Below are 22,552 nucleotides of genomic sequence, written 5' to 3' on the forward strand. Positions count from 1 at the left end.
TGATCGATGTGGGCTGGCGGGAACTTTTTTACGCCTGTTTCGGGGCGAAAGGAATCACCCCGGTTTTCGTCGGCGCGGTGTTCGTCTATAAAGCGCTGGAACGGGAAATCGGAATCTGAGGTTTGCTGACAAGACAACGACGTTGAATTCTTGAACCGAACGCCTTCACGATTAGATTTCACAATTGACGCTGGGAAAGGTGTGAAATATCGTTCAAATCCAGATTCGGCCTCGATAGTGAGGCCGACTACACGTTAGGTCTCTCAGGAACCTCAATGAATCTCGCCGCCGTCGAAATCAAAGCCTTCGTGCCCGCAACAAACTTCGAGTTGTCGAAGCAGTTCTACGTCGCGCTTGGGTTCGAGATTCCGTGGTCCTCCGAAAATCTGGCCTACGTTCGTCACGGGAACACAAGCTTTCTCCTTCAAGCATTCAACTACCCCGAGTTCATCAAGAACTTCCAGATGCATCTCCTGGTAGAGAACGTCGATGATTGGTACGCCAGCATCACGGCCAGCAAGGTGAGTGAGCGGTTCGGCGTCAGGATCGATGCCCCTCAAAATCAACCCTGGGGTATGAGAGACTTCCCGCTATTCGATCCCAGTGGGGTTCTGTGGCGGGTCGCCCAAAACATCCCGACGCATGCAACGGCATGAGTTGCCCTTCATGGAGGCGGGTCCGTCAGCGGACTTGATAAGGGAAAAGTGCATTACCAAAGACGGCCGCGCCATTTACGGAAAGGTTCCGGACGGTGTGGTCTGCAAAAGAACGGAACCGGTCAAAAACCTATTGACCGTGCTTCCTGGGGGAACCCAAAGCAAAAATTCCGCCGTACCCGCTCCATCTGCGGTCGGCTCGGGAAAGGAAAACATTGCGCTGAGCCGCTACACGTGCGACGGCAGGACTTACTGCTCGCAGATGACGTCCTGCGAAGAGGCCGTTTTCTTTTTGAAAAACTGTCCCGACGTCAATATGGATGGAAACAACGACGGCGTTCCGTGCGAAAAACAATGGTGCGGACAGTAATACCCCCAAAAACCTAACTATCGGGGCATACCGGGTTACACAGGATATTCGCACAAGCTTTAGGCTGGAAACCTTATAAACGCCATAAGGTATAACCGGCTCTATCGGGCTCCGCCGTATGGGAAACGGGATTATCACGCCGGATATCGGCATGGGCTGGTTCGATAAGGCAAGCATTTATTCCCGCCTGGATTTTTGGCGGATCGCCCTGGCGGGCATCCGCCCTATGTGACTACGCTCTCCATGAGATAGCAGGAATGAACATCGTCGATCTTAGATACGAGCAAGACTACATACCCACGCTGGCCGAATGGCATCACCGGGAATGGGCGCATTTGAATCCCGGCGGCAGCGTTGAGAAGCGCGTGGAGAAAATGCAGGCCTATCTGAGCGACGAACTCATGCCCAGCATGTACGTGTGCAAGGAGGGCGATACCCTGCTGGGATCGGCCGGCCTGTTGAGGAACGACATGGATACCAAGATGGAGCTTACGCCGTGGCTGGCCAGCGTCTACGTGGCCGAAGAACACCGAAACCGTGGTATCGGCACGGCCCTGGTCCAACATGTGGTCAATGTGGCAAGAGCAGCGGGATACCCGAACCTGTATTTGCTCACGCCGAACAAGGAAAGCTTTTATCAAGCGAGGGGATGGTTCACTATTTCCAAGGAACCGTACCGTGAAGAACCGGTCACCGTCATGCAGCTTCAATTGCAAGATCGCTAAGGCGTAGCCTCTCGGAGCAATACCATGAACTGGCGAAATAACGCAGACCGCTACGGCGCGCTGTCCATAGGACTCCACTGGCTGATGGTGCTGTTGCTCGCAGCGGTTTATGCCTGCATAGAACTGCGCGAGCTGTTCCCCAAAGGCAGCGATCCGCGCGAGGCGCTGAAAACCTGGCACTTCATGCTGGGCTTGTCGGTTCTGGCCTTGGTCCTGCTGCGTTTGGGGATGCGCATGACGGGGCCCATCCCCCGCATCGTGCCCGAGCCGCCGGCCTGGCAGAAAGCATCCGGCAAGCTGATGCACTTCGCGCTCTACGCGCTCATGATCGCCATGCCGCTGGGCGGGTGGCTGATACTCGGCGCGGAAGGCAAGCCGATTCCATTCTTCGGCCTGCAATTGCCGGCGCTCACCGATGCGAACAAACAACTCGCGGAATTGGCCGAGGAAATCCACGAGGCCGGCGGCACGATCGGATACGTCCTCGTCGGCCTGCATACGGTGGCCGCCTTGTTTCACCACTACGTACTGCGGGATAACACGCTCCGGCGCATGCTTCCGAACAGGGATTGAAGCGGCAGCCCATCTGCGCCGCCCTCACCTGCTCCGCAACTCGGCGGCTCGTAGACCGAGCTGCCGGACGGCCGCTGAACTCCACATCACTGCGGGCTTAACGGCTCCATCGACTCACTGGACGAACGACGCCGGGCTGAGTGACTATTAGCCTGGGAAGGACCGGCTGGCGGTCATCAAACTACTCATCCGTATCCAGGGACACTCGCATGCGCAACGCCACGCTTGTTCGCTTGTTCGCCGCGCTGGCCGTCATCCTTATCGTCGGCGCGATATCGTGGTCTTTATGGAATCAGCATCAACAGGATGCCGGGTTGCAAGGCTTCGCCGTCGGAAACGGCCGGCTGGAAGCCCGCCAAGTGGACGTGGCTCTCAAATTTGCCGGCAAACTGATGTCCGTCGTGCCCAAAGAGGGCGACGACGTCAAGGCCGGAGACGAACTGGCGCGGGTGGAAAGCTTCGAACTGCAGGCCCAGTTGCGCGCTGCCGAGGCCGCGAAAGACGCGGCGACCGAAGCCATGCACGGCGCGCAGGAGCAGGTGCGGCTGCGTCAGGTCGAAGTGGGCTTCGCACAGCGCGACATGGAACGGGTGCAGGAACTGGCGGACAAGAACCTGGCACCCCGGCAACTGCTGGACCAGAACCGGACGGCCTGGCAACGCGCGGTGCAGGAACAACTGGAAGCCAGCGAGGCATTGCAGAAAAGCATGGCGGCGATCGCCGAGGCCGATGCCAGGATCGCCGAAGTCCGCTCCCTCCTCCAAGACACCCAGCTCACCGCCCCGCGCGACGCCCGCGTGCTCTACCGATTGGCCGAGCCCGGCGAAGTGCTGAAGGAAGGCGGCAAGGTATTCACCCTGATCGACTTGGCGGACGTCTACATGATCGTCTACCTCCCCGAAAAGGAAGCCGGCCGCATCGCCGTCGGCGCGGAGGCCCAGATACGGATCGACGCCTGGCCCGACCAACCACTGCGGGCGCATGTGAGCTTCGTCTCACCGCAAGCGCAGTTCACCCCCAAACAGGTGGAAACCCGGGCCGAGCGGGAAAAGCTGAGCTTCCGCGTGAAAGTTCAACTGGACACCGATCCGATGAATCAACTTCAGGCCTGGATCAAGCCCGGCCTGCCGGGCGTCGCGCTGATACGCCTGGATCCGGAGCGCCCGTGGCCTAAGACCCCATGACGGATACCTGTGCCGTCGCGGTATCCGACGTCGGCCATCGCTATCGGCGCAGGCCGGTATTAGACGGCATTACGCTCGAGTTCACACGGGGCGAACTGGCCTGCTTCGTCGGCCCGGACGGCGTGGGCAAATCCACCCTGCTGGGCCTGATCGCCGGGGTGCGCCGACTGCAGCGGGGACGCATCGAAATACTGGGCACCGACTTGGCGCGCACGCCCGGCGGCACCCTCGCCCAGCGCATCGCCTACATGCCGCAGGGATTGGGGCAGAATCTCTATCCATCCTTGTCGGTGCGGGAAAACGTCGAGTTCTTCGGCCGTTTGTTCGGGCTGCCGTCCGCCATCCGCGCCCGGCGCATCGCCATCCTGCTGGCGGCCACCGGCATGGAAGCCTTCGCCGACCGCGCGGCCGGCCAGTTGTCCGGCGGCATGAAACAGAAGCTGGGGCTGTGCTGCGCCCTGATCCACGATCCGGACTTGCTGATCCTCGACGAGCCCACCACCGGCGTCGATCCGTTGTCGCGCCGGCAATTCTGGGAGCTGATCGATCGCATACGCGGGCAGCGACCGGACATGACCGTGCTGGCGGCAACGGCCTATATGGAAGAGGCCGAGCGCTTCGACCGCATCGCCGCCATGAACGCTGGCCGGGTATTGGCTTGCGGCACGCCGGCCGAGCTGAAGGCGCGAACCGGTGCGGCAACGATGGAGGAAGTTTTCATCGCCCTGCTGCCGGAACAACCGCGCGGCGGCAGCCGGCGGCCGCCCCCGCCACGCTGCTACTACGACGGTGAAGTCGCCATCGAAGCGCGCGGGCTGGCGAAAAGCTTCAACGGCTTCACGGCCGTGCAGGACGTGAGTTTTTCCATCCAGAAAGGCGAGATCTTCGGCTTCCTGGGGTCCAACGGCTGCGGCAAGACCACCACCATGAAGATGCTCACCGGCCTCCTGCCGCCGAGCGCCGGCACCGCCCTGCTGTTCGGCAAGACCCTGGACGCCGCGGACCAGGCCACGCGGCGGCGGGTGGGATTCATGTCGCAGTCGTTCTCGCTCTACGGCGAGCTCAGCGTCGCCGCCAACCTGGCGCTGCATGCCCATTTGTTCGGCTTGCCGCCGGCCGGGGTCCGGGAACGCGTCGCGGAACTGTGCCGGGAAATGGATCTGAGCCGGCATCTGGACACGCGGGCGGAAGACCTGCCGCTGGGTATACGCCAGAGATTGTCGCTAGCCGTGGCCTGGATACACCGCCCGGAGCTGCTGATCCTGGACGAACCCACCTCCGGGGTGGACCCGCTCGCGCGGGATCGCTTCTGGGAATTGCTGATCGGGCTGTCCAGACGGCAAGGGGTGACCATCTTCCTATCCACGCATTTCATGAACGAGGCGGCGCGCTGCGACCGCATATCCTTCATGCACGCCGGGCGGGTGCTGGCCCAGGGCACCGTCGAAGAGCTGACCCGCGGATTCGGCGCGCACGGCCTGGAAGCGGCTTTCATCGACGCGTTGGAGCGGGCGCAGACGCCGACCAGGCCCCGGCAGACCGGCGAGGACGCGACGGCCTTTCGGCCGGCCGGACAAGCCGGGGTCGAGGCTAGCGCCCGGTTCAGCCCCCGCCGCTGGTGGGCTTTCGCCCGGCGGGAGGGTCTGGAAGTGCGGCGCGACACCATCCGCCTGTCTTTCGCTCTGCTCGGCCCCTTGCTGCTGATGGTGGTCATGGGCTACGGCATCTCCCTCGATGTGGAGAAGCTCCCCTATGCGGCGCTGGATTACGACCGCAGCCCGGAAAGCCGCCGCTATCTCGATCAGTTCGGCGCCTCGCGCTATTTCCGCCAGGAACCGGAGCTGCGCGACGAGCCGGACCGGCAAAGCCGGCTCCAAGCGGGACAAATCGCGCTGGCCGTGGAAATACCCGCCGGCTTCGGGCGAGACATCCATGCCGGCCGCGAACCGGAAGCGGGTTTGTTCATCGACGGGGCGATACCATTCCGGGCCGAGACACTGAAGGGTTACGCGGAGCAGATCCATGCCGGCTACCTGGACGAGCTGGCGCGGGACGGCGTCGTGCCCGAACCGGCGGAAGCACCTTACCGGCTGGAAACGCGGTTCTGGTACAACCCGGACTTCAAAAGCCGGATCGCGCTCACGCCCGGCGTCATCGGCATCCTGCTGGCGGTCATCCCCGCCATCCTGACGGCCGTCGGCATCGTGCGGGAAAAGGAGTTGGGCAGCATCGTCAATCTTTATGCGACGCCGGCCACCAAGATCGAATTCCTGCTCGGCAAGCAATGGCCTTATCTACTGCTGGGCCTGATCAATGCGTCGAGCATGACGGCCCTGGCCGTGAGCCTGTTCGGCATATCGATCCGCGGCGATCCCTGGGCCCTGGCGCTGGGAACGTCCCTGTATGTGGCGGCCACCAGCGGCTTCGGTCTGCTCGTTTCCTGCTTCACGCGCACCCAGATCGCCGCCTTGTTCGCCGCCCTGCTGCTGACGCTCTTGCCCGCCATCAACTTCTCCGGCTTCCTGTCCCCGGCCTCGTCGCTCGTGGGCGGAGCCAGGGTGTTCGGAACCCTCATGCCGGCCAGTTATTTCCTCAGGATCGCCAACGGGGTTTACACCAAAGGCTTGGGCTTGGCCGATTTGGGGTCTGATTTCCTGGCCCTCGGCGGTTTCTACCTCGTATTCCTGGGCTTGAGCTGGGCCTTGCTGCAGAGCCGGCAGGCATGAGCCGGCCGCGTCTGCGCACGATATTCCACTTGGGACTCAAGGAATTGCGGGCTTTGAGGCACGACTTGGCCATGCTGGTGCTGATCGTTTACGGCTTCACCGTGATGATTTACGTCCCGGCGCGCAACGGCATGCTGGAACTGCGCAACGCGACCGTCGCGGTGGTGGACGAAGACCGCTCACAGCTCGCCGCGCGACTGACCGACGCCCTGCGTCCGCCTTTTTTCCGGCCCCCGGTGCACTTGGACGACAGGCGGATGTCCGAAGCGCTGGACCGGGGGCGGTTTTCCTTCGTGCTGGACATACCACCCCGTTTCGAAGCGGATGTGCTGGCCGGACGGCAGCCCGCCTTGCAGCTAAATGTCGACGCCACAGCCATGAGCCATGCCGGGATAGGCTCGTATTACATCGCCTCCATCCTCAAACAGGAGGTCGCGGCCTATCTGCATCCGGGCGAACACGAGCCGTCCGCCGCCACCGCGGCGATACGGCTGGAGTTCAACGAAAACCGCTATGACAGCTGGTTTCTGGGCGTCATGATGATGATCAACGTCATCAACCTCCTGGCCATCGTCATCACCGGGGCGGCACTGATACGCGAGCGCGAGCACGGCACGCTGGAGCATTTGCTGGTCATGCCGGTTTCCCCGCTGGAAATCATGCTGGCCAAGATTTGGGCGAACGGCCTGGTCGTCCTGCTGGCCGTCGGCGTCGCGCTGCAAGTCATTGTGCGCGGCGCCCTCGGCGCCCCGCTTCTGGGCTCGACCCCACTGTTCATGGCGGCCACCGCGCTCTATCTGTTCGCCGCCACCTCCATCGGCATATTCCTCGCGACCGTGGCCCGCTCCATGCCGCAACTCGGCCTGCTGAGCATACTCGTGGTTTTTCCCATCACCACGCTGTCCGGCAACACCACGCCGCTGGACAGCATGCCCGAAGCGATCCAGCGCATCATGGCCTGCTCGCCCTCCACGCATTTCGTGAAAATCGCCCAGGCCGTGCTTTACCGGGGCGCGGGCGTCGATCTGGTCTGGCAGGAAATGGCTTGGGTGGCCGGCATAGGCTCGGTGTTCTTCCTCGCCGCGCTGCTGCGCTTCCGGCGCACGGTGAGCGTGGCCATCGGGTAGCGAGCGGGCGGCTGTCCACGCGAAGAGCTGCGGTGAAATTGACGCTGAAGCCGGTGGCGGGCTACGATCACGGCTCCGCCAAGGATTTAGGAAATCATCATCCGGATCGGCAAGGTGGGATGAGCACGCAGCGGAGCCCGGGACAGAGTCGGTTTCCACGGCGCGCGCCTGTCCGCTAGCCCGCGCGTTTGTTTCAGCGGGTGTCTTCTTGCCCATCACCGGGCCGCATTTCCGTCCTTCCGGAACCTAGTTCATCCGGTCCCTTACCCTTCCCCTACTGGAGCTACCGTGGCCCAATTGATGTTTTACGAGCGCCCCATCGCACTGAACCGCGAGCGGCACAAGGATCTGCGCCTAAAGGTCGTGGAGAACCATTACGCCTTCGCCCGGAATACCAACGCCCTTCCCATCACCAGCACGGAGTTCGCCGAGGCCTCGCGCGACTATCCCATCGTGTTCGTCGGAGGCGCGGACGGCTCGTTCAATGTCGCCGCACTCGTCGGTCTGCGCGACAATGAAAACCTGCTGGTCGACGAAAACGGCCATTGGGAGTCCGGCACCTACATCCCGGCCTTCGCACGCCGCTATCCCTTCGTGCTGGCGACGACCGACCATGACGAGCAACTGACCGTGTGCGTCGACGAGGTCTATCCCGGCTTGTCGCACGAAGAAGGGCAAGCCTTGTTCGACGAGCACGGCGCCGAATCGGATTACCTGAAGCAGTTGCTGCAATTCCTGCAACTCTTCCATGCCGAGGCGCAACGGACTTCGGTGTTCGCCAACCGGCTCAAGGAACTGGGACTGCTGGAACCCAAGGTCATCCATGTCGAACGTAATGGCAAGAAACAGACCATACAGGGCTTATGGACCGTGGACGCACAGCGGCTGCGCGGCATCGACGACGCGCGCGTGACAGAACTGTTCCGCTCGGGGTATCTGAGCTGGATCGAAGCCCATTTGATCTCGCTGGGCAGCCTGCCCCGCCTGGTGGCGCGGCTGGACGAACACACCCAGGTCAGCGACGAGGCAGGCCCCGTCGCCCCGCCGGAAGCCCCTGTCGTTACCCACTAGCCCGGTTTCCGGGTTCGGCGCAACTCTCGTGGATTCCGGTTGCCGCAGCCGGTTCCGCGGGGGCTCCGTCGCCGAGCGGCATCATCCCGGCGATGGATTTCGAGCGTCGCTGGCTGAGGGATACGGGAGCGGGGAACGCTCTTCCGAGGGTGGCCTTAAAATCACCTAGCGCGGGCTAATCCAGTGTCATCTGCCGACCTGATTCCCCCACAGGATTTTGTGCAGCTGAATTTGGAATCTTACCGGCAAGCGGTCGCGCAAGACCTTTTCCGCCAATTCGGTGGGATCCTGGTAGCCCACGGCCGGTGAAAACAAGACCTCGCACCGGGCGGGGAGATCGTACTGCTGCAGCTTGTCGATCGCCCAGCGGTAATCCTCGTCGTTCAGAATGACGAACTTGATCTGATCCTTCGGCCCCAGCAGCGCCAGGTTTTCGTAGCGATTGCGCTCGACCTCGCCCGACGAGGGCGTTTTCAAATCGACGACCTTGACGACACGCGGGTCCACTTCGGAGACGTCGAAGGCCCCGCTGGTTTCCAGCGAAACTTCGTAGCCCTCGTCGGCCAGGGCCCTCAGCAATTCCGGGCAAGCTTTCTGCGCCAGCGGTTCGCCGCCGGTCACGCAGACGTAGTGCGCACCATGGCTACGCACGCGGTCCAGTATTTCGGCGATCGACATCTTAGCCCCGCCGCTGAAGGCATACTCGGTGTCGCAGTAGACGCAGCGCAGCGGACAGCCCGTCAGGCGCACGAACACCGTGGGCCAGCCGGCGCTGCGGCTTTCGCCCTGCAGGGAGTGGAAAATTTCGGTGATGCGGAGGAGTTGCAAGGAAGGAAAGCGCGGGAAGGGCTTAATGCCCTTCCTGCTTGATCTTGGCCAGTTTCTTCTGCGCCTGGGTGGCGGCATTGGTGCCGGGGAAACGCTTGACGACGTCGTTCAGCAGATCGCGCGCCCTGACCCATTGTCCGCCGTCGTACTCGATGTAGCCGATTTTGAGCAGGGCGTCCGCGACTCGGCTGCTTTGCGGGTAGTCCCGTATCAGCTTGCGGTAGGCATCGCGAGATGCCGTGAAATCGCGTAGCACGTAGTAAGCCTCGCCCATCCAGTAAAGCGCGTTGTCCGCGTTTTCGCCGCCGGGATTGGCCGCCAGGAAGCCCTTGAACTCGCGTATGGATTCCGGGTATTTGCCGTCCTTGAGCAGATTGAGGCCTTTTTGATAAGCCGCCTGCTTGGCCGCGTTGGGATCCACGGCGGGCGCCGCGGGAGCCGCCGGCGCTGGAGCGCGTGGTGGCGCCTGAACGACGGGTGGCGGAGGCGGCGCAGCCCCAGCCGGTTCCTCCGCCGGAGCCGGATTCGGATTCTCCGTCGCAGGCGGCTGCTGACCGGGCGGCAGGCTACCCCTCAGGCGCTGGTCCAGGTCGGTGTACATGGCCGCCTGCTGCTGCTTGGCCAGATCCAACGCGTGGCTCAGCTCCTCGATCTCGCCGCGCATTCTGAGCACGTCGCCCTGCAACTGCTCGATGCGATTGAGCATTTCCGCCATGGATTCGCCGGACAGCCTTTTTTCGAGCTTGGCCACCCGCTCATCCAGGGTGCCGGCGCCGTAGGCCTGATCGAGCACGGGATCGAAGCCTCCGGGACCGGCGGCCTGGACCGCCGGTCCCGCCAGCAAACCAGCCGCCAAGACGGCGATGGAAATGCGCGGGCTCATGGCTTAGTGTCCCGGATAGGCGAGTTCGACCCGGCGATTCTGCTGGTAGGCCGATTCGTCGTGGCCGGATACGGCCGGCTTTTCCTCGCCGAAGCTGACGATCTGCAGTTGGCTGTCGGACACGCCCTGCAGCTTCAGCAGCTTGGCCACGGCCTTAGCGCGTTGCTCGCCCAGGGCCACGTTGTATTCGGACGAGCCGCGCTCGTCGGCATGACCTTCCAGCACGACGGTCTTGCCGGAATTGGAGGCCAGGAAAGCGGCGTGGTTGTTGACGACGGAAACGTATTCCGGCGCGACCTCGCTGCTGTCGTAATTGAAATAGATCACGCGCTTGGACAAGGGGCTGTTGGGGTCGTCCAGGGCCGCATCGCCGCCGCCTGCGCCGTAAGCACCGCCCGAGCCAGCGCCGTAAGCGCCGCCGTTCTGGCCCGCACCGTATTTGTTGATTTCGGGGCCGCCGGCACCGATCACGGCGGAATCTGCGTTTTCGCCTTCCCCGTTGACGCCGCCCTTGGAGCTGCAACCCGCGGCCGCCAGAGCGGCCACCAGCAATACCATGCCGAATTTCATCTTATTCATTCGTTTTCCTCATAAATCAGTGACTAGAAACTTTTCATGCGCTTAATCGCCCGGATCAGCGCGCTTAGGCGGTCTGCGGTCCGCCCTAGGGCGACCAGGCCGGTTGCCGCACCGAGCCGGCATCGACGCGCAGGCTTTGTCTGACCTTGCCGTCGATGGAAACCGCCGCCAATTGTCCGCCGTTGGCGGCATAAAGAATCATGCTGCCGTTCGGCGCGAAACCGGGCGATTCATCCTGCGGCCCCTTGGTCAGGATGCGCAGCTGACGGTTGGCCAGGTCCAACACCGCGATGCGGTAGCTGCCGCCGACGCCGTGCACCATAGCGATGCTCTTGCCGTCCGGCGAATAAACGCCGCGGGCGTTGTATTCGCCTTCGTAGGTGACGCGCTGCGGCTGGCCGCCCGCGCTGGAAACCAGATAGAGCTGCGGCTTGCCGCCCCGGTCGGAGGTGAACAGGATGCTGCGGCCGTCGCGCGACCAACTGGGTTCGGTGTCGATGGCGAAATGGTCGGTGATCCGTTGCAGCGAACGGCTGCCCAGGTCCATCACGTAGATGTCGGGATTGCCGTCCTTGGACAGGGTCATGGCCAGCCGGCTGCCGTCCGGCGACCAGGCCGGCGCGCCGTTGATGCCGGGTGCCTCGGACACCTTCTGCCGCTCGCCGCTGGACAGCGTCTGGGTAAAGACCGCCGCGGTCTTGTTCTCGAAAGACACATAGGCCACCTGACGGCCGTCGGGCGACCAGGACGGCGACATGATGGGCTCGCGCGAGGTGATGATGCTTTGCGGATTCGCTCCGTCGGTGTCGGCGACCTGTAGCTGGTAACGGCGGTTCGGGCCCTGACCGTTTACCGTGACATAGGCGACCCGGGTGGCGAACGCGCCGGCTTCGCCGGTGAGCTGCTGGTAAATGATGTCGGCGATACGGTGCGCCGCCTTGCGCGCTTCCGGGGCGGCGAAAGGGATGCTCAGCGTCGTGATGAGATTGCCCCGCACCGCATCGAACAAATGAAACTGGGCGACGAACTGGCCGCCCCCCGTGGGCCGTATCTGACCGATGACCAGATCGTCCTGGGACAGGGCTTGCCAGGCGGGGAATTGCACCTGTTCCGGCGCGGTCGGGCGCTGCGGCATGGATTCCAGCGGCAGGGTGCGGAAGCGCCCGCTGCGGGCCAAGTCGGCCGAAATGATGGAGCCGAGGTTTTCCCCGCCCAGTATTTCCTGGCCGCCGAAAGGCGCGATGGCGATGGGGATGCCGCCGTCGGCCCCTTGGGTGATCTGCACCGTCAACTCCGCCCGTACGGCCAGGGCGGCGAGGGCCAATAACGTTCCGAAAATTGCGGCGATGAATTTGTTTGTTCTCACAGTCGGCACCTAGACCGGTTCTAATCCGGCTTAAATTCGAAATCGAATGACCTTAACTCCTGCGCTACCCGGGCATCGGGTGGCATGGGTAGAGGGGCCGCCTTATGCACGGCATCCACGGCGGATCGGTCGAAAATTGGATCGCCGCTGCTGCGGACCACCTGCGCGCTTTGCACCCCTCCGCCCGGTAACGTGGTTACGCGGATTTTACAGGACAGCCCGCTTTTCGCGCCAACCCAACGGCTCTCCACCCGCGGTCGGATGTAGGTATTGGCCCAGGCCTGGGCGTCCCTCTTGGCCTTTTGAGACAGATCGGCCTGGCGTTCCGCTTCGAGTTGTTCCTTGAGCTCGGATTCGGCCTCCGCCTTGCGCCGGGCGGCCGCCGCCGCGGCATCGGCTTCCGCCTTGGCTTGCCGCTTGAGATCCTGCTCCGCCTGTTTGCGCGCTTCGGCTTCGGCCTGGCGCTTCAGTTCCTGCTCGGCCTGCTTCTTGGCTTCGGCCTCGGCCTTCTTGCGCGCTTCCAGCTCGGCTTGTTTCTTCGCCTCCGCGTCGGCTTTCTTCTTCGCTTCGAGTTCCGCCTGCTTCTTGGCCTCAACCGCCGCCTGCCGTTTGGCTTCTTCCTCGGCCTTTTTGCGGGCTTCCAGTTCGGCTTGCCTGCGCGCCTCGGCTTCCGCCTTTTTCTTTTCCTGCTCGGCCGCTAGCCGCACTTCTTCTTCGGCCTTGCGCTTGGCTTCCGCCTCGGCTTTTTTCTTTTCGGCCTCGGCCTGCCGTTTCGCTTCCAGCTCGGCTTGCTTCCTGGCTTCGGCTTCGGCCTTTTTGCGAGCTTCCAGTTCCGCCTGCCGCTTCTCTTCCTCTTCGGCTTTTTTGCGTGCTTCCAACTCGGCCCGTTTCTTGGCTTCTTCCTCGGCCTTCTTCTTGGCCGCGGTTTCCGCCTGCTGTTTGGCGGCGAGTTCGGCCTGGCGCTTTTCGTCCTCCAGACGCTGCTTTTCGGCGAGCAGCTTTTGTTGCTCGGCTTTCTTCTGCGCTTCCAGCTTGCGGGCTTCCTCCTGCTGCTTGCGCTCCGCCTGCTGCCTCGCTTCTTCTTCGGCCCGCTTTTTGGCCTCGGCGTCGGCCTGCGCCTTGGCTTCCCGTTCGGCTTTCAGCCGGGCTTCCTGCTCGGCCTGCTTCTTGGACTCCGCTTCGGCCTTCTTGCGGGCATCCTGCTCCGATTGCCGTTTGGCTTCTTCCTCGGCTTTTTCCCTCGCGGCCTCGGCCTGGCGTTTTTCTTCTTCCAGGCGCTTGCGCTCGGCGGCTTCCTGTTGCTGCTCGAGGCGCTGCCGTTCTTCTTCCCGCCTTTCCTCGACCAACTGGGCTTGCTTGCGGGCCTCCGCCGCTTCCTGCGCGCGCTTTTCCTCCTGCGCCTTTTGCGCTTGCTGTTCGGCTTGCTTCTGCTCGGCGACCTGCCGCTTTTGCGCTTGGGCGTCGACCTCGGCGCTTTCCATCAGCACGGCTTCCATCGTTTCCGGCTGGGCCGGCATTTCCGGGGGAGTGGCCGAATCGAAGTGAAAGGCGAACAGCAGGAACAGGACGAGGTGCAGCAGCAGCGATAAGCCCAGCGGACCCCGTTGACCTCTCGGCAACATTTATTCTTCCGCGGGTTGGGTCATCAATCCGACGGCAGGCACGCCGGCCTGCTTGAGTGCGGCCATGACCGTGATGACCTTGCCGTAATCGACCGACTTGTCGCCGCGTATCAGCACGGACCTGCCCGGCTTGCCCTGCACCGCCCCTAGGACCTTGCCGCTGAGAGCGGCGGCATCCACTTCGACGTCCTCGTGATCGCCGACATCGACGAACAGCTTACCCTCGGCGTTGATCGAGACCACGATGGGCGGTTCCTCCTTGGGATCCACCGCCTTGGCTTCGGCCTGGGGCAAATCGACGTCCACGCCGGTCTGCAGCAGGGGCGTGGTGATCATGAAGATGATCAACAGCACCAGGGAAACGTCGATGTACGGAACGACATTGATCTCGGCCATGGGTTTGCGCCGGCCGCCGCGCCCTCCTCCGGATACGTTCATTGCGCGTGCGCCTGCCGGTGCAAGAGGCTCAGGAACTCCTCGGTGAAGGCTTCGTAGCGATTGGCCAGACGGCCGATGTTGGTCGAATAGCGGTTATAGGCCATGACCGCCGGGATGGCCGCGAACAGGCCCATGGCGGTGGCGACCAGGGCTTCGGAGATGCCCGGCGCGACCATGGCCAGGGTCGCCTGCTTGACGCTGCCCAGCGAACGGAAAGAGTTCATGATGCCCCATACGGTGCCGAACAGGCCGATGTAAGGGCTGGTCGAGCCGACCGTGGCGAGGAAAGGCAGACGCTCGTCGAGCTTGTCCAGCTCGCGCGAGAGGGCCACCCGCATGCCCCGCTGCGCGCCCTCGATCACCGCGTCGGGGGTGATGCCGGCCTGCTGGCGCAAGCGGGCAAACTCCTTGAAACCGGACAGGAAGATGTTTTCCATGCCTTCGCTCGCGTAGTCCTCGGCGGCGAGTTGACGGTAAAGGTCGGCCAGGTCTATGCCGGACCAGAAGCGCTCTTCGAATTCGTCCGAAGTCTGCTCGGCGCGTCGGATTTCGCGGTACTTGGAAAAAATGTAGGTCCAGGAAACCACGGAAGCCATCATGAGGATGAACATCACGATCTGGACAACCAGGCTCGCTTCCTGGATGAGGGTGATGATGGAAAGTTCAGAGGACATCTTTGATCCGTTGCATTAAGTCGTCGGGAATGGCGGTGGGTTTCAGTTCGCCGTCGGTCAGACAGGCGATGCGAATCGCGGCCTCGCAGATCAGCTCGTCACCGCGCAGAATTTGCTGACTGAAGCTGATACTGGCCCGCCGCAGTTCGCTGATTTCGGCGCTGACGCGCAAGGCATCGTTGAAGCGGGCCGGCTTGAGATATTCCGCCTGCACCGAGCGCACGGCGAACAGCACGCCGGACCGTTCGCGCAACTCGTCCTGCTCGAAGCCGATCTCGCGCAGGCGTTCGGTGCGGGCGCGTTCGAAGAAGCGGAGATAGTTGGCGTAGTAAACCACGCCGCCGGCATCGGTGTCTTCGTAATACACCCGTACCGGCCAGAAAAAACGTGTTTCCGATGGTGCCGTATCGGCCATGGCGTTAAAACAACTCCTCATTGCCTCCCGGAACGGCCGGAGCGGGCAAACCGAAATGCAGGTAGGCTCCGCGGGTCGCCATGCGGCCGCGCGGTGTGCGCATGATGAAGCCTTGCTGGATCAGATAAGGTTCCAGCACGTCTTCGATGGCACCCTTGTCTTCGCCGATGGCGGCGGCCAGGTTGTCCAGCCCCACCGGGCCGCCGTCGAACTTGTGGATCATGGCCAGCAGGAGCTTGCGGTCCAGGTGGTCGAAACCCAGCCGGTCGATGTTGAGCATCTCCAGCGCCTTGCCGGCCAACTCGCCGGTGACCGTGCCGTCGCCCATCACCTGGGCGAAGTCGCGCACCCGCCGCAACAGACGGTTGGCGATGCGCGGCGTGCCGCGCGAGCGGCGGGCAATCTCCAGAGCACCTTCGGGACTTAGCCCTAAGTTCAGCAGGCGCGCCGAACGCGTGACGATCAGGGTGAGTTCCTCGACGGTGTAGAACTCCAGCCGATGCACGATGCCGAAACGATCGCGCAGCGGCGAGGTCAGCAATCCCGCTCGGGTGGTGGCGCCGACCAGGGTGAAGGGCGGCAGGTCCAGCTTGATCGACCGGGCGGCGGGGCCCTCGCCTATCATGATGTCGATCTGGTAATCCTCCATCGCGGGATAGAGAACTTCCTCCACCACCGGACTGAGCCTATGGATTTCGTCGATGAACAAGACGTCGCGCGGGTCCAGGTTGGTCAGCAGGGCCGCAAGGTCGCCGGCCTTTTCCAGCACCGGCCCGGAGGTCTGGCGGATGTTCACGCCCATCTCGTTGGCGACGATGTTGGCCAGCGTGGTCTTGCCCAGGCCCGGCGGACCGAAGATCAGCACGTGATCCAGGGCCTCGCTGCGCGCCCGAGCCGCCCGGATGAAGATGTCCATCTGCTCGCGCATGGCTTGCTGGCCGATGTAGTCCTGCAGCCGGCGCGGGCGGATGGCGCGGTCGACGGCTTCGTCCTCGCGCCCCAATTCCTGTGCGTCGATCAGGCGCTCGCCGGTCGCGCTCATTTTTTGGCCGCGCCTTGCAGAGCCAGACGGATCAAGTCTTCGCTGCTCTTGCCTTCGGCCGGTATGGCCTTAACCATGCCGGCGGCCTCTTGGGGCTTGAAGCCCAGGGCGATCAGCGCGCTGACCGCTTCCTGCGCGGGCGTTTCGACGGACGACAACTTCGCCCCGGAGGATGCCGGCAGCGCGCCGGACTCGAATGCAGGCAGGCGGTCGCGCAGTTCGATCACCAGCCGCTCGGCGGTCTTCTTGCCTATACCGGGCAGGCGGGTCAGGGTCGCGGAGTCGCCGTTCTGCACGCTGCGCTGGAAATCTTCCGCGCTGATGCCGGACAGGACCCCCAAGGCCAGCTTGGCGCCGACCCCGCTGACCTTGATGAGACTGCGGAACAGGGCACGCTCGGACTCGGAGTGAAAACCGAACAGGCTGTGAGCGTCTTCGCGTACCACGAGATGGGTGTGCAGCAAAACTTCCTCGCCCACGGCCGGCAGCCTGAAAAACGTCGACATGGGCGCATCCAGTTCGTAGCCGACACCGCGCACGTCCAACAGTAGCGACGGGGCTTTCTTGCTGACCAACACGCCGCGCAGAAAACCTATCATCGGACACCCAGCCTGCGCCCTTGCATGGATTCCATGCGGCGCTGAGTCTCGCGGGTATGGATGTGGCACAGCGCGATCCCCAAGGCATCGCCGGCATCGGCCTGCAGATTTTCGGACAAGCCCAGCAGTATCTTCACCATGTGCTGCACCTGGATCTTGTCCGCGCTGCCCTTGCCGACCAAGGCCAGCTTGACCTCGCGCGCGGCATATTCATAAACCGGCAGGCCGGCCGCCAACACGCCGCAGATGGCCGCGCCGCGGGCCTGGCCCAGTTTCAATGCGGAATCGGCGTTCTTGTGCACGAAGACCTGCTCGATGGCGAGCTCGTCGGGGCGGTATTGGCGGGCGATCGCGTGGATGCCGTCGTAGATTTGCCGCAGCCGCTCTGGAAAAGTCTCGGTTTCGGTGCGTATGCAGCCCTGGGCCACCAGGCGCGGACTGCCCGTGCCGGTGTCCACCAAGCCATAACCGGTGCAGCGGGAGCCGGGATCGATGCCGAGTACGCGTGTCACTCAGGCGATCTTGGCGAGTATGTCTTCGCTGATGTCGGCATTGGAATAGACGTTCTGCACGTCGTCCAGATCTTCCAGCCGTTCCAGCAGACGTATCATCTTTTCCGCATCGTCCTGCTCCAGCGAGGAACTGGTGCTGGCGCGCTGGGTGATCTCGGCGTTTTCGGGATTCAGGCCGGCACCGGCCAGGGCCTCCTTGACGGCGAGAAACGATTCCGGCGAGGTCAGCACGTCGAACGAACCGTCGTCGTTGCCGACCACGTCTTCCGCGCCGGCTTCCAGGGCCGCCTCCATCAAGGCGTCTTCATTGGCACCGGCCGGATAGCTGAGAATGCCGATCTTGCTGAACAGATAGGCCACGGAGCCATCGGTGCCCAGGTTGCCGCCCGCCTTGCTGAAGGCATGGCGCACCTCGGAGACGGTGCGGTTGCGATTGTCGGTGAGGCAATCGACCATCACGGCCACGCCGCCGGGGCCGTAACCTTCGTAGCGCACTTCCTCGTAGTTGTCGGTGTCGCCCGCGCCTATGCCTTTCTTGATGGCGCGCTCTATCACATCCTTGGACATGTTGTTGGACAAACCCTTGTCGATCGCGGCCCGAAGACGGGGATTGTTGGAAGGGTCGCCGCCGCCCATGCGGGACGCCACGGTGATTTCACGTATCAACTTGGTGAACAACTTGCCGCGACGGGCGTCCTGGGCTCCCTTGCGGTGCTGGATGTTGGCCCACTTACTATGACCTGCCATGATTGCCGATTAGCCTCGTAAAGTCCTGAAACAATTCGAATTAATGGAAATATTAACATCTATGTCCGTCGCGATCGACGTCCCGCGACCGGGCACCGCTGACCCGCGGGCAAATAAAAAACCCCGGCGGGCGTGGCCAACCGGGGTTCGTTGAATAACTCTCGCGGCCCGAACGGGCCGAAGAATTATTTCAGCTGGGACTTCTTGAACAGGCGATCCAGCTTGCTGTTGACTTCCTCAGCAGCGGCAGCAGCGCGACGAGCGGAAGCGTCGGCGCTGGCAGCCTTGGATTCGGCGGCCTGAGCGGCGGACAGTGCTTCGTCAGCAGTGCTCTTGATGGAAGAAGTTTCAGCCTTCAGACCGTCGATCTGGGTCTGCAGATTGCTGATGTCGCCCTTGGTGGCGCAACCAACGGTCAGGCCAGCGGCCACGAGTACAACTGCGAACTTAGCGGCTTTCATCATTAGTATTCTCCTTAACTGAAGGGTGAACGAAAACTGAATTATATCATCCATTCCGGGGAATGAACGGCTCCCGAGACTTAGTGTGCCGGGATTCCCGCGAGTTTTCCACTCTTTTTTTCGCAATCAGCGAATGACTACCAGCGTGCCTTTTTTGACCCACTGGCTGAGGCGATCGATCTGTTGGTTGGTCATGGCGATGCAGCCGTGCGTCCAATCGAAATTTTCGTGCACCGCCAAGCTTGCGGCGCCCAGGCCATGTATACCGATCTGCCCGCCCAGCGGCGTGTTCTGCGGCGGTACGCTATCTGCGAGGCTGGCCCGCACGATCGCATTGAACTGCTCTTCGCCGATCAGACCGTCCTGATAGGCGCGCTTGGCGTTCTCGGAATTCGGATAGGTCATGCCGAAGAAGCGATGATATTTGCTCTTGTCGTTGACCCAGCCGATGCGGTATTCGCCCAGTGGGGTCTTGTTGTCGTCACGCATCTTCTCGAAACCGGCACCTTTGCTTCCGATGGCGATGTGGTCGAACACTTCCTTGGCGTCATCGCCTTCCATGACCCGCAATTCGCGTGATCCGGTGTCCACGAGCAACCAGACATCACGCTCGCTGGCGCAGGCCGCTGCGCTGGAGATGAATAACAAGATCGATAAGAAAAAGTGCCGATTCACTTTCACACTCCCGGCCAAAAAATTAAACTGGGCACTAGGTTTCGCAAAAGCGTATATAGATAAACCATTTCGTCAGTCTTGAGAACACCGGCCATGAAGACAGCAACGCGCACGACCAGCCCCTACCCGGATCAGAAGCCCGGCACCTCGGGCTTGAGAAAGAAAGTCAAAGTGTTCCGGCAACCCAATTATCTGGAAAACTTCGTGCAATCGGTGTTCGACGTGTTGGGCGACGCAGCGGGCAAGACCTTGGTGTTGGGAGGCGACGGGCGCTATTTCAATCGCGAGGCCTTACAGACCATCGTGAAGATCGCCGTTGCCAACGGCGTCGGCAAACTGCTGATCGGACAAGGCGGACTGCTCTCGACACCTGCCGCTTCCTGCGTGATCCGTAAATACAAGGCGCATGGCGGCTTCATCCTCTCGGCCAGTCACAATCCCGGCGGCCCGGAAGAAGATTTCGGCATCAAATACAACGTCAGCAACGGCGGTCCGGCACCGGAAAACTTCACCAACGCGGTTTACGCGCGCAGCCTGGACATCGCCGAATACCGCATCGCTGAACTGCCCGACATCGACCTGGACAAGATCGGCGTCACCCAGATCGACGCCGTAGCGATCGAGATCATCGACCCCGTCGCCGATTACGCCGAACTGATGGGGCATCTGTTCGACTTTCCCCTGATATCCCAGGCGCTCAAGGCCGGTTCCATCACCCTTTGCTTCGACGCCATGCATGCCATCACCGGCCCTTATGCCCGGCGGATCCTGGAGGAAAAGCTGGGGGCCTCGGCGGGTTCGGTCATCAATGCCATCCCCAAGGAGGACTTCGGTGGCGGGCATCCCGATCCCAACCTCGTTCACGCCCATGTGTTGGCCGAACGCATGTACGGATCGAGCGCCCCGACTCTGGGCGCCGCTTCGGACGGCGACGGCGACCGCAACATGGTCATGGGCAGCCGGTTCTTCGTGACGCCCAGCGACAGCCTGGCGGTGCTGGCCGCCAACGCCCATTTGCTGCCCGGCTATAAGGCAGGATTGCGCGGCGTGGCGCGCTCGATGCCGACCAGTCAGGCGGTAGATCGCGTTGCCCGGGCCATGGGCATCGACGTCTACGAGACGCCCACCGGCTGGAAATTTTTCGGCAACCTGCTCGACGACAAGCGCATCACCCTGTGCGGCGAGGAAAGCTTCGGCACCGGCTCCGACCATGTGCGCGAAAAAGACGGCCTGTGGGCCGTACTGTTCTGGCTCAATCTGATCGCCATCAAGAAACAGTCGGTCAGCGAGATCGTACGCGACCATTGGCGCCGGTTCGGTCGCGACTATTATTCGCGCCACGATTACGAAGGCATCGAAACCGCCCGCGCGGACGGCCTCATCGAAAATTTGCGCTCGCAACTGGCCGAACTGCCGGGTAAAACCTTCGGGGATTACACCGTAAGTTACGCCGACGACTTTCGCTATGTGGATCCGGTCGACGGCAGCGTCAGCGAAAAACAAGGCATACGCATTGGATTCGAGAACGGCTCGCGCATCGTTTTCCGCCTGTCCGGCACGGGCACGGAAGGCGCCACCCTGCGCATTTACGTGGAACGCTACGAACGCGATCCCGAACGGCACGGCCAGGACACCCAGGAGGCATTGGCCGACCTCATCGCCTTGGCGAGAAACTTGAGCCAGGTGCACGAGCGTTCCGGCCTGGATAAACCGACCGTAATCACCTAAGCGGAAAGCTTGGCAGGCGGAGCTCGTGCACGGAGATCGCCGGCGCGAGCCCTTCCCTAGGTCCATGCCCCCTCACGCGAGGTGGCGCGTGGAGAATTCGGGGGAAATCAATCTGACGCCGCGCAATGTGCGCACAAGCCGTGAATTTCCACGGCCTTGCGATGCGCCTGGAAACCGGCCTCCCGAATTTCGACCGCCAGGGCAGCCATTACGACCTTGGCGGGCCGCTCCTCGACCTCATGACAACGCTCGCAAATCAGCAGCAACAACTCATGCTCGCTTTCCGAGGAAACGCAACCGACGAATGCGTTGAGACTTTCGACGCGGTGGACCAATCCCTGTTCGATCAGGAATTCCAGGGCACGATACACGGTCACCGGCTTGGCGGCGCACTCGAAAGGGCGGATTTTGTCCAGAAGGTCGTAGGCCTTGACCGCGCGGTGACTTTCCCAGATCAGCTCGAGCACCTTCCGCCGTATCGGCGTCAGGCGCACGCCTCTTAGGCCGCAAAGGCGCTCGGCGATATCTAACGCCCTCTCTATGCAGCCGGCATGGTTGTGCGGGTTAGCGGTGGCGGCCTCACTCCCTGAAAAGGGAGTGCCATCCGCCGTTGGCTGGGCTTCGAATTTGGACATGCCCGATCGAGCGCTTTACAGATGATGAAACACTGTAACATCGATATCGCCCGCGTACCAAGGGCGTCGCGGCTGGTTTCACGGTCCACCCAGAAGGACTCCGCCACCTCGGAAGCGGAGGTGCTGCGAAAATTCTTAGCATCCCCCGTATGAAATTCTGGTAGAATTATGTCAACTGAGGGGGCGACATGGCTTCGACGTGGATCGCGAAACCCGAGGTGCATGCCGAGGTGCAGAGGACCTCGTAAAACCATCTGCAAACAACATAGTTGCCAACGACGACAACTACGCTCTAGCTGCTTAAGTCAGCTAGCCTTCGGCCGGTAGCCCGCTTATAGGCGACCGGTACCGGGGGTAACCCAATTGTAAGCTCGCGCAGAGGCTCGTCCGGGGCCAAAGCGCTAAACAACACCGGAACCGCCGTATGTCTTCCCTGCCGCTCGGGCAGTGTACGGTTAAATCAATAGAGTCGGATACGCATGTAGAGCCAACGGCAGAGGATTTGCGGACGCGGGTTCAATCCCCGCCGCCTCCACCATCAAAACAAAGCCCAACCCGCCATGGTTGGGCTTTTTTCTTGGCTGAGTTCCGGCCAAATATCGGTTTGTCTCGAGTGGGCTTTCGTCGGCTGTTAGATCGGCTTCGGTGTGTCTTGCGACGAGACTAAAAAAAGACCAAACGTAATCTTGCTTGAACCTCTGGAGCACGACCATGCGTTACTCGTCTCAAGTCAAACCGATCAGCTACGTCAAGACCAACGCCGCCGAAGTGCTGACGCGCCTTGCCGAGCAGCGCGAGCCACCAAAATTCGACCGGGTATAAGTGCTTGGCTTATCGAACAAGCCTATGCGGATATCCGAGTCGTGATCCCGTTTCTCATTCGGCGGAACCCGATAGAGCCGGTTCCGCCTTACGG

General features: G+C 62.2%; 24 protein-coding genes and 1 other RNA gene. 10 read left to right on the plus strand and 15 right to left on the minus strand.

Annotated features, from left to right (window positions below; translation table 11 throughout):
- The first annotated feature begins 275 nt into the window (after positions 1–275).
- The 8 genes from JWZ97_RS11060 to JWZ97_RS11095 all read left to right on the plus strand — a co-directional run bounded on the left by JWZ97_RS11060 (position 276) and on the right by JWZ97_RS11095 (position 8,432).
- Complete coding sequence (locus tag JWZ97_RS11060; RefSeq protein WP_205428970.1) at positions 276–656, plus strand: VOC family protein; 381 nt, start codon at positions 276–278, stop codon at positions 654–656.
- A 10-nt stretch (positions 657–666) separates the two neighbouring features.
- The gene (locus JWZ97_RS11065; RefSeq protein WP_205428972.1) at positions 667–1,026 is read left to right on the plus strand and encodes an excalibur calcium-binding domain-containing protein; all 360 of its coding nucleotides are present in this window, start codon (positions 667–669) and stop codon (positions 1,024–1,026) included.
- Between the two features lie 257 nt (positions 1,027–1,283).
- Positions 1,284–1,751, plus strand: coding sequence for a GNAT family N-acetyltransferase (locus JWZ97_RS11070; RefSeq protein ID WP_205428974.1), 468 nt, complete (start codon positions 1,284–1,286; stop codon positions 1,749–1,751).
- Between the two features lie 24 nt (positions 1,752–1,775).
- A complete protein-coding gene (locus tag JWZ97_RS11075) occupies positions 1,776–2,324 on the plus strand; it encodes a cytochrome b (protein WP_205428975.1) in 549 nt (182 codons plus the stop codon).
- A gap of 209 nt (positions 2,325–2,533) precedes the next feature.
- Entirely contained in the window at positions 2,534–3,508 is a 975-nt protein-coding gene (locus JWZ97_RS11080; RefSeq protein WP_205428977.1) for an HlyD family secretion protein, read from the plus strand.
- Entirely contained in the window at positions 3,505–6,234 is a 2,730-nt protein-coding gene (gene rbbA / locus JWZ97_RS11085) for a ribosome-associated ATPase/putative transporter RbbA (protein WP_205428978.1), read from the plus strand. Before JWZ97_RS11080 ends, rbbA begins: the two co-directional genes overlap by 4 nt.
- Positions 6,231–7,361 carry an ABC transporter permease gene (locus JWZ97_RS11090; RefSeq protein WP_205428980.1) on the plus strand — a complete coding sequence of 377 codons (1,131 nt, stop codon included), beginning with the start codon at positions 6,231–6,233 and terminating at the stop codon, positions 7,359–7,361. The genes rbbA and JWZ97_RS11090 overlap by 4 nt, the downstream gene beginning before the upstream one ends.
- 288 nt (positions 7,362–7,649) lie before the next feature.
- The gene (locus JWZ97_RS11095) at positions 7,650–8,432 is read left to right on the plus strand and encodes a SapC family protein (protein WP_205428982.1); all 783 of its coding nucleotides are present in this window, start codon (positions 7,650–7,652) and stop codon (positions 8,430–8,432) included.
- Positions 8,433–8,618: 186 nt separating this feature from the next.
- Here the strand turns inward: JWZ97_RS11095 and queE are convergent, their stop codons facing one another.
- The 14 genes from queE to JWZ97_RS11165 form a co-directional block, all read right to left on the minus strand.
- Positions 8,619–9,260: a 7-carboxy-7-deazaguanine synthase QueE gene (gene queE / locus JWZ97_RS11100; protein WP_240342317.1), complete on the minus strand. Its 642-nt coding sequence runs from the start codon at positions 9,258–9,260 to the stop codon at positions 8,619–8,621.
- Positions 9,261–9,282: 22 nt separating this feature from the next.
- The gene (ybgF, locus tag JWZ97_RS11105; RefSeq protein ID WP_205428985.1) at positions 9,283–10,143 is read right to left on the minus strand and encodes a tol-pal system protein YbgF; all 861 of its coding nucleotides are present in this window, start codon (positions 10,141–10,143) and stop codon (positions 9,283–9,285) included.
- Positions 10,144–10,146: 3 nt separating this feature from the next.
- Complete coding sequence (gene pal / locus JWZ97_RS11110; RefSeq protein ID WP_205428987.1) at positions 10,147–10,722, minus strand: peptidoglycan-associated lipoprotein Pal; 576 nt, start codon at positions 10,720–10,722, stop codon at positions 10,147–10,149.
- 85 nt (positions 10,723–10,807) lie between these two features.
- Positions 10,808–12,088, minus strand: coding sequence for a Tol-Pal system beta propeller repeat protein TolB (gene tolB / locus JWZ97_RS11115; RefSeq protein WP_205428989.1), 1,281 nt, complete (start codon positions 12,086–12,088; stop codon positions 10,808–10,810).
- Positions 12,089–12,108: 20 nt separating this feature from the next.
- Positions 12,109–13,710 carry a cell envelope integrity protein TolA gene (gene tolA, locus JWZ97_RS11120; RefSeq protein ID WP_205428991.1) on the minus strand — a complete coding sequence of 534 codons (1,602 nt, stop codon included), beginning with the start codon at positions 13,708–13,710 and terminating at the stop codon, positions 12,109–12,111.
- Positions 13,711–14,148, minus strand: a complete 438-nt coding sequence (tolR, locus tag JWZ97_RS11125) for a protein TolR (RefSeq protein ID WP_205428992.1) — start codon at positions 14,146–14,148, stop codon at positions 13,711–13,713.
- On the minus strand, positions 14,145–14,822 hold the full coding sequence (gene tolQ, locus JWZ97_RS11130; RefSeq protein ID WP_205428994.1) for a protein TolQ: 678 nt from the start codon (positions 14,820–14,822) through the stop codon (positions 14,145–14,147). The genes tolR and tolQ overlap by 4 nt, the downstream gene beginning before the upstream one ends.
- A complete protein-coding gene (ybgC, locus tag JWZ97_RS11135) occupies positions 14,812–15,237 on the minus strand; it encodes a tol-pal system-associated acyl-CoA thioesterase (protein ID WP_205428996.1) in 426 nt (141 codons plus the stop codon). The genes tolQ and ybgC overlap by 11 nt, the downstream gene beginning before the upstream one ends.
- 4 nt (positions 15,238–15,241) lie before the next feature.
- Entirely contained in the window at positions 15,242–16,279 is a 1,038-nt protein-coding gene (gene ruvB, locus JWZ97_RS11140; protein WP_205428998.1) for a Holliday junction branch migration DNA helicase RuvB, read from the minus strand.
- Complete coding sequence (ruvA, locus tag JWZ97_RS11145; protein ID WP_205429000.1) at positions 16,276–16,878, minus strand: Holliday junction branch migration protein RuvA; 603 nt, start codon at positions 16,876–16,878, stop codon at positions 16,276–16,278. Before ruvA ends, ruvB begins: the two co-directional genes overlap by 4 nt.
- Positions 16,875–17,390 (minus strand): crossover junction endodeoxyribonuclease RuvC, encoded by a 516-nt coding sequence (gene ruvC / locus JWZ97_RS11150; protein WP_205429002.1) that lies wholly within the window; start codon positions 17,388–17,390, stop codon positions 16,875–16,877. The genes ruvA and ruvC overlap by 4 nt, the downstream gene beginning before the upstream one ends.
- Positions 17,391–18,137, minus strand: a complete 747-nt coding sequence (locus JWZ97_RS11155; protein WP_205429004.1) for a YebC/PmpR family DNA-binding transcriptional regulator — start codon at positions 18,135–18,137, stop codon at positions 17,391–17,393. It lies immediately after the preceding gene.
- Positions 18,138–18,322: 185 nt separating this feature from the next.
- On the minus strand, positions 18,323–18,601 hold the full coding sequence (locus JWZ97_RS11160; protein ID WP_205429006.1) for an Lpp/OprI family alanine-zipper lipoprotein: 279 nt from the start codon (positions 18,599–18,601) through the stop codon (positions 18,323–18,325).
- Positions 18,602–18,724: 123 nt separating this feature from the next.
- Entirely contained in the window at positions 18,725–19,273 is a 549-nt protein-coding gene (locus JWZ97_RS11165) for a murein L,D-transpeptidase family protein (protein ID WP_205429007.1), read from the minus strand.
- A 93-nt stretch (positions 19,274–19,366) separates the two neighbouring features.
- On the opposite strand from JWZ97_RS11165, the gene JWZ97_RS11170 reads away from it, so the two are divergent.
- Positions 19,367–21,001 carry an alpha-D-glucose phosphate-specific phosphoglucomutase gene (locus JWZ97_RS11170; RefSeq protein ID WP_205429009.1) on the plus strand — a complete coding sequence of 545 codons (1,635 nt, stop codon included), beginning with the start codon at positions 19,367–19,369 and terminating at the stop codon, positions 20,999–21,001.
- 107 nt (positions 21,002–21,108) lie between these two features.
- Here the strand turns inward: JWZ97_RS11170 and JWZ97_RS11175 are convergent, their stop codons facing one another.
- Positions 21,109–21,636 carry a transcriptional repressor gene (locus JWZ97_RS11175; RefSeq protein ID WP_205429011.1) on the minus strand — a complete coding sequence of 176 codons (528 nt, stop codon included), beginning with the start codon at positions 21,634–21,636 and terminating at the stop codon, positions 21,109–21,111.
- A 179-nt stretch (positions 21,637–21,815) separates the two neighbouring features.
- Between JWZ97_RS11175 and ssrA the strand changes: the two genes are divergently transcribed.
- Positions 21,816–22,174, plus strand: a transfer-messenger RNA (tmRNA) gene (ssrA, locus tag JWZ97_RS11180).
- Positions 22,175–22,552 lie beyond the last annotated feature (378 nt).

The organism is Methylococcus sp. EFPC2 (assembly GCF_016925495.1).
In the GTDB taxonomy this organism is placed as follows: Bacteria; Pseudomonadota; Gammaproteobacteria; order Methylococcales; family Methylococcaceae; genus EFPC2.

What these genes read in the sequence shown, in the direction of transcription:
- JWZ97_RS11070 (WP_205428974.1), top strand. Translation starts at nt 1,284, where the DNA reads ATGAACATCGTCGATCTTAGATACGAGCAAGACTACATACCCACGCTG.
- JWZ97_RS11170 (WP_205429009.1), top strand. Translation starts at nt 19,367, where the DNA reads ATGAAGACAGCAACGCGCACGACCAGCCCCTACCCGGATCAGAAGCCC.
- ruvA (WP_205429000.1), bottom strand. Translation starts at nt 16,878, where the DNA reads ATGATAGGTTTTCTGCGCGGCGTGTTGGTCAGCAAGAAAGCCCCGTCG.
- JWZ97_RS11080 (WP_205428977.1), top strand. Translation starts at nt 2,534, where the DNA reads ATGCGCAACGCCACGCTTGTTCGCTTGTTCGCCGCGCTGGCCGTCATC.
- ybgC (WP_205428996.1), bottom strand. Translation starts at nt 15,237, where the DNA reads ATGGCCGATACGGCACCATCGGAAACACGTTTTTTCTGGCCGGTACGG.
- JWZ97_RS11160 (WP_205429006.1), bottom strand. Translation starts at nt 18,601, where the DNA reads ATGATGAAAGCCGCTAAGTTCGCAGTTGTACTCGTGGCCGCTGGCCTG.
- tolR (WP_205428992.1), bottom strand. Translation starts at nt 14,148, where the DNA reads ATGAACGTATCCGGAGGAGGGCGCGGCGGCCGGCGCAAACCCATGGCC.
- tolQ (WP_205428994.1), bottom strand. Translation starts at nt 14,822, where the DNA reads ATGTCCTCTGAACTTTCCATCATCACCCTCATCCAGGAAGCGAGCCTG.
- JWZ97_RS11065 (WP_205428972.1), top strand. Translation starts at nt 667, where the DNA reads ATGGAGGCGGGTCCGTCAGCGGACTTGATAAGGGAAAAGTGCATTACC.
- ruvB (WP_205428998.1), bottom strand. Translation starts at nt 16,279, where the DNA reads ATGAGCGCGACCGGCGAGCGCCTGATCGACGCACAGGAATTGGGGCGC.
- JWZ97_RS11090 (WP_205428980.1), top strand. Translation starts at nt 6,231, where the DNA reads ATGAGCCGGCCGCGTCTGCGCACGATATTCCACTTGGGACTCAAGGAA.
- JWZ97_RS11075 (WP_205428975.1), top strand. Translation starts at nt 1,776, where the DNA reads ATGAACTGGCGAAATAACGCAGACCGCTACGGCGCGCTGTCCATAGGA.
- rbbA (WP_205428978.1), top strand. Translation starts at nt 3,505, where the DNA reads ATGACGGATACCTGTGCCGTCGCGGTATCCGACGTCGGCCATCGCTAT.
- JWZ97_RS11060 (WP_205428970.1), top strand. Translation starts at nt 276, where the DNA reads ATGAATCTCGCCGCCGTCGAAATCAAAGCCTTCGTGCCCGCAACAAAC.
- pal (WP_205428987.1), bottom strand. Translation starts at nt 10,722, where the DNA reads ATGAATAAGATGAAATTCGGCATGGTATTGCTGGTGGCCGCTCTGGCG.
- tolA (WP_205428991.1), bottom strand. Translation starts at nt 13,710, where the DNA reads ATGTTGCCGAGAGGTCAACGGGGTCCGCTGGGCTTATCGCTGCTGCTG.
- ybgF (WP_205428985.1), bottom strand. Translation starts at nt 10,143, where the DNA reads ATGAGCCCGCGCATTTCCATCGCCGTCTTGGCGGCTGGTTTGCTGGCG.
- JWZ97_RS11155 (WP_205429004.1), bottom strand. Translation starts at nt 18,137, where the DNA reads ATGGCAGGTCATAGTAAGTGGGCCAACATCCAGCACCGCAAGGGAGCC.
- JWZ97_RS11175 (WP_205429011.1), bottom strand. Translation starts at nt 21,636, where the DNA reads ATGTCCAAATTCGAAGCCCAGCCAACGGCGGATGGCACTCCCTTTTCA.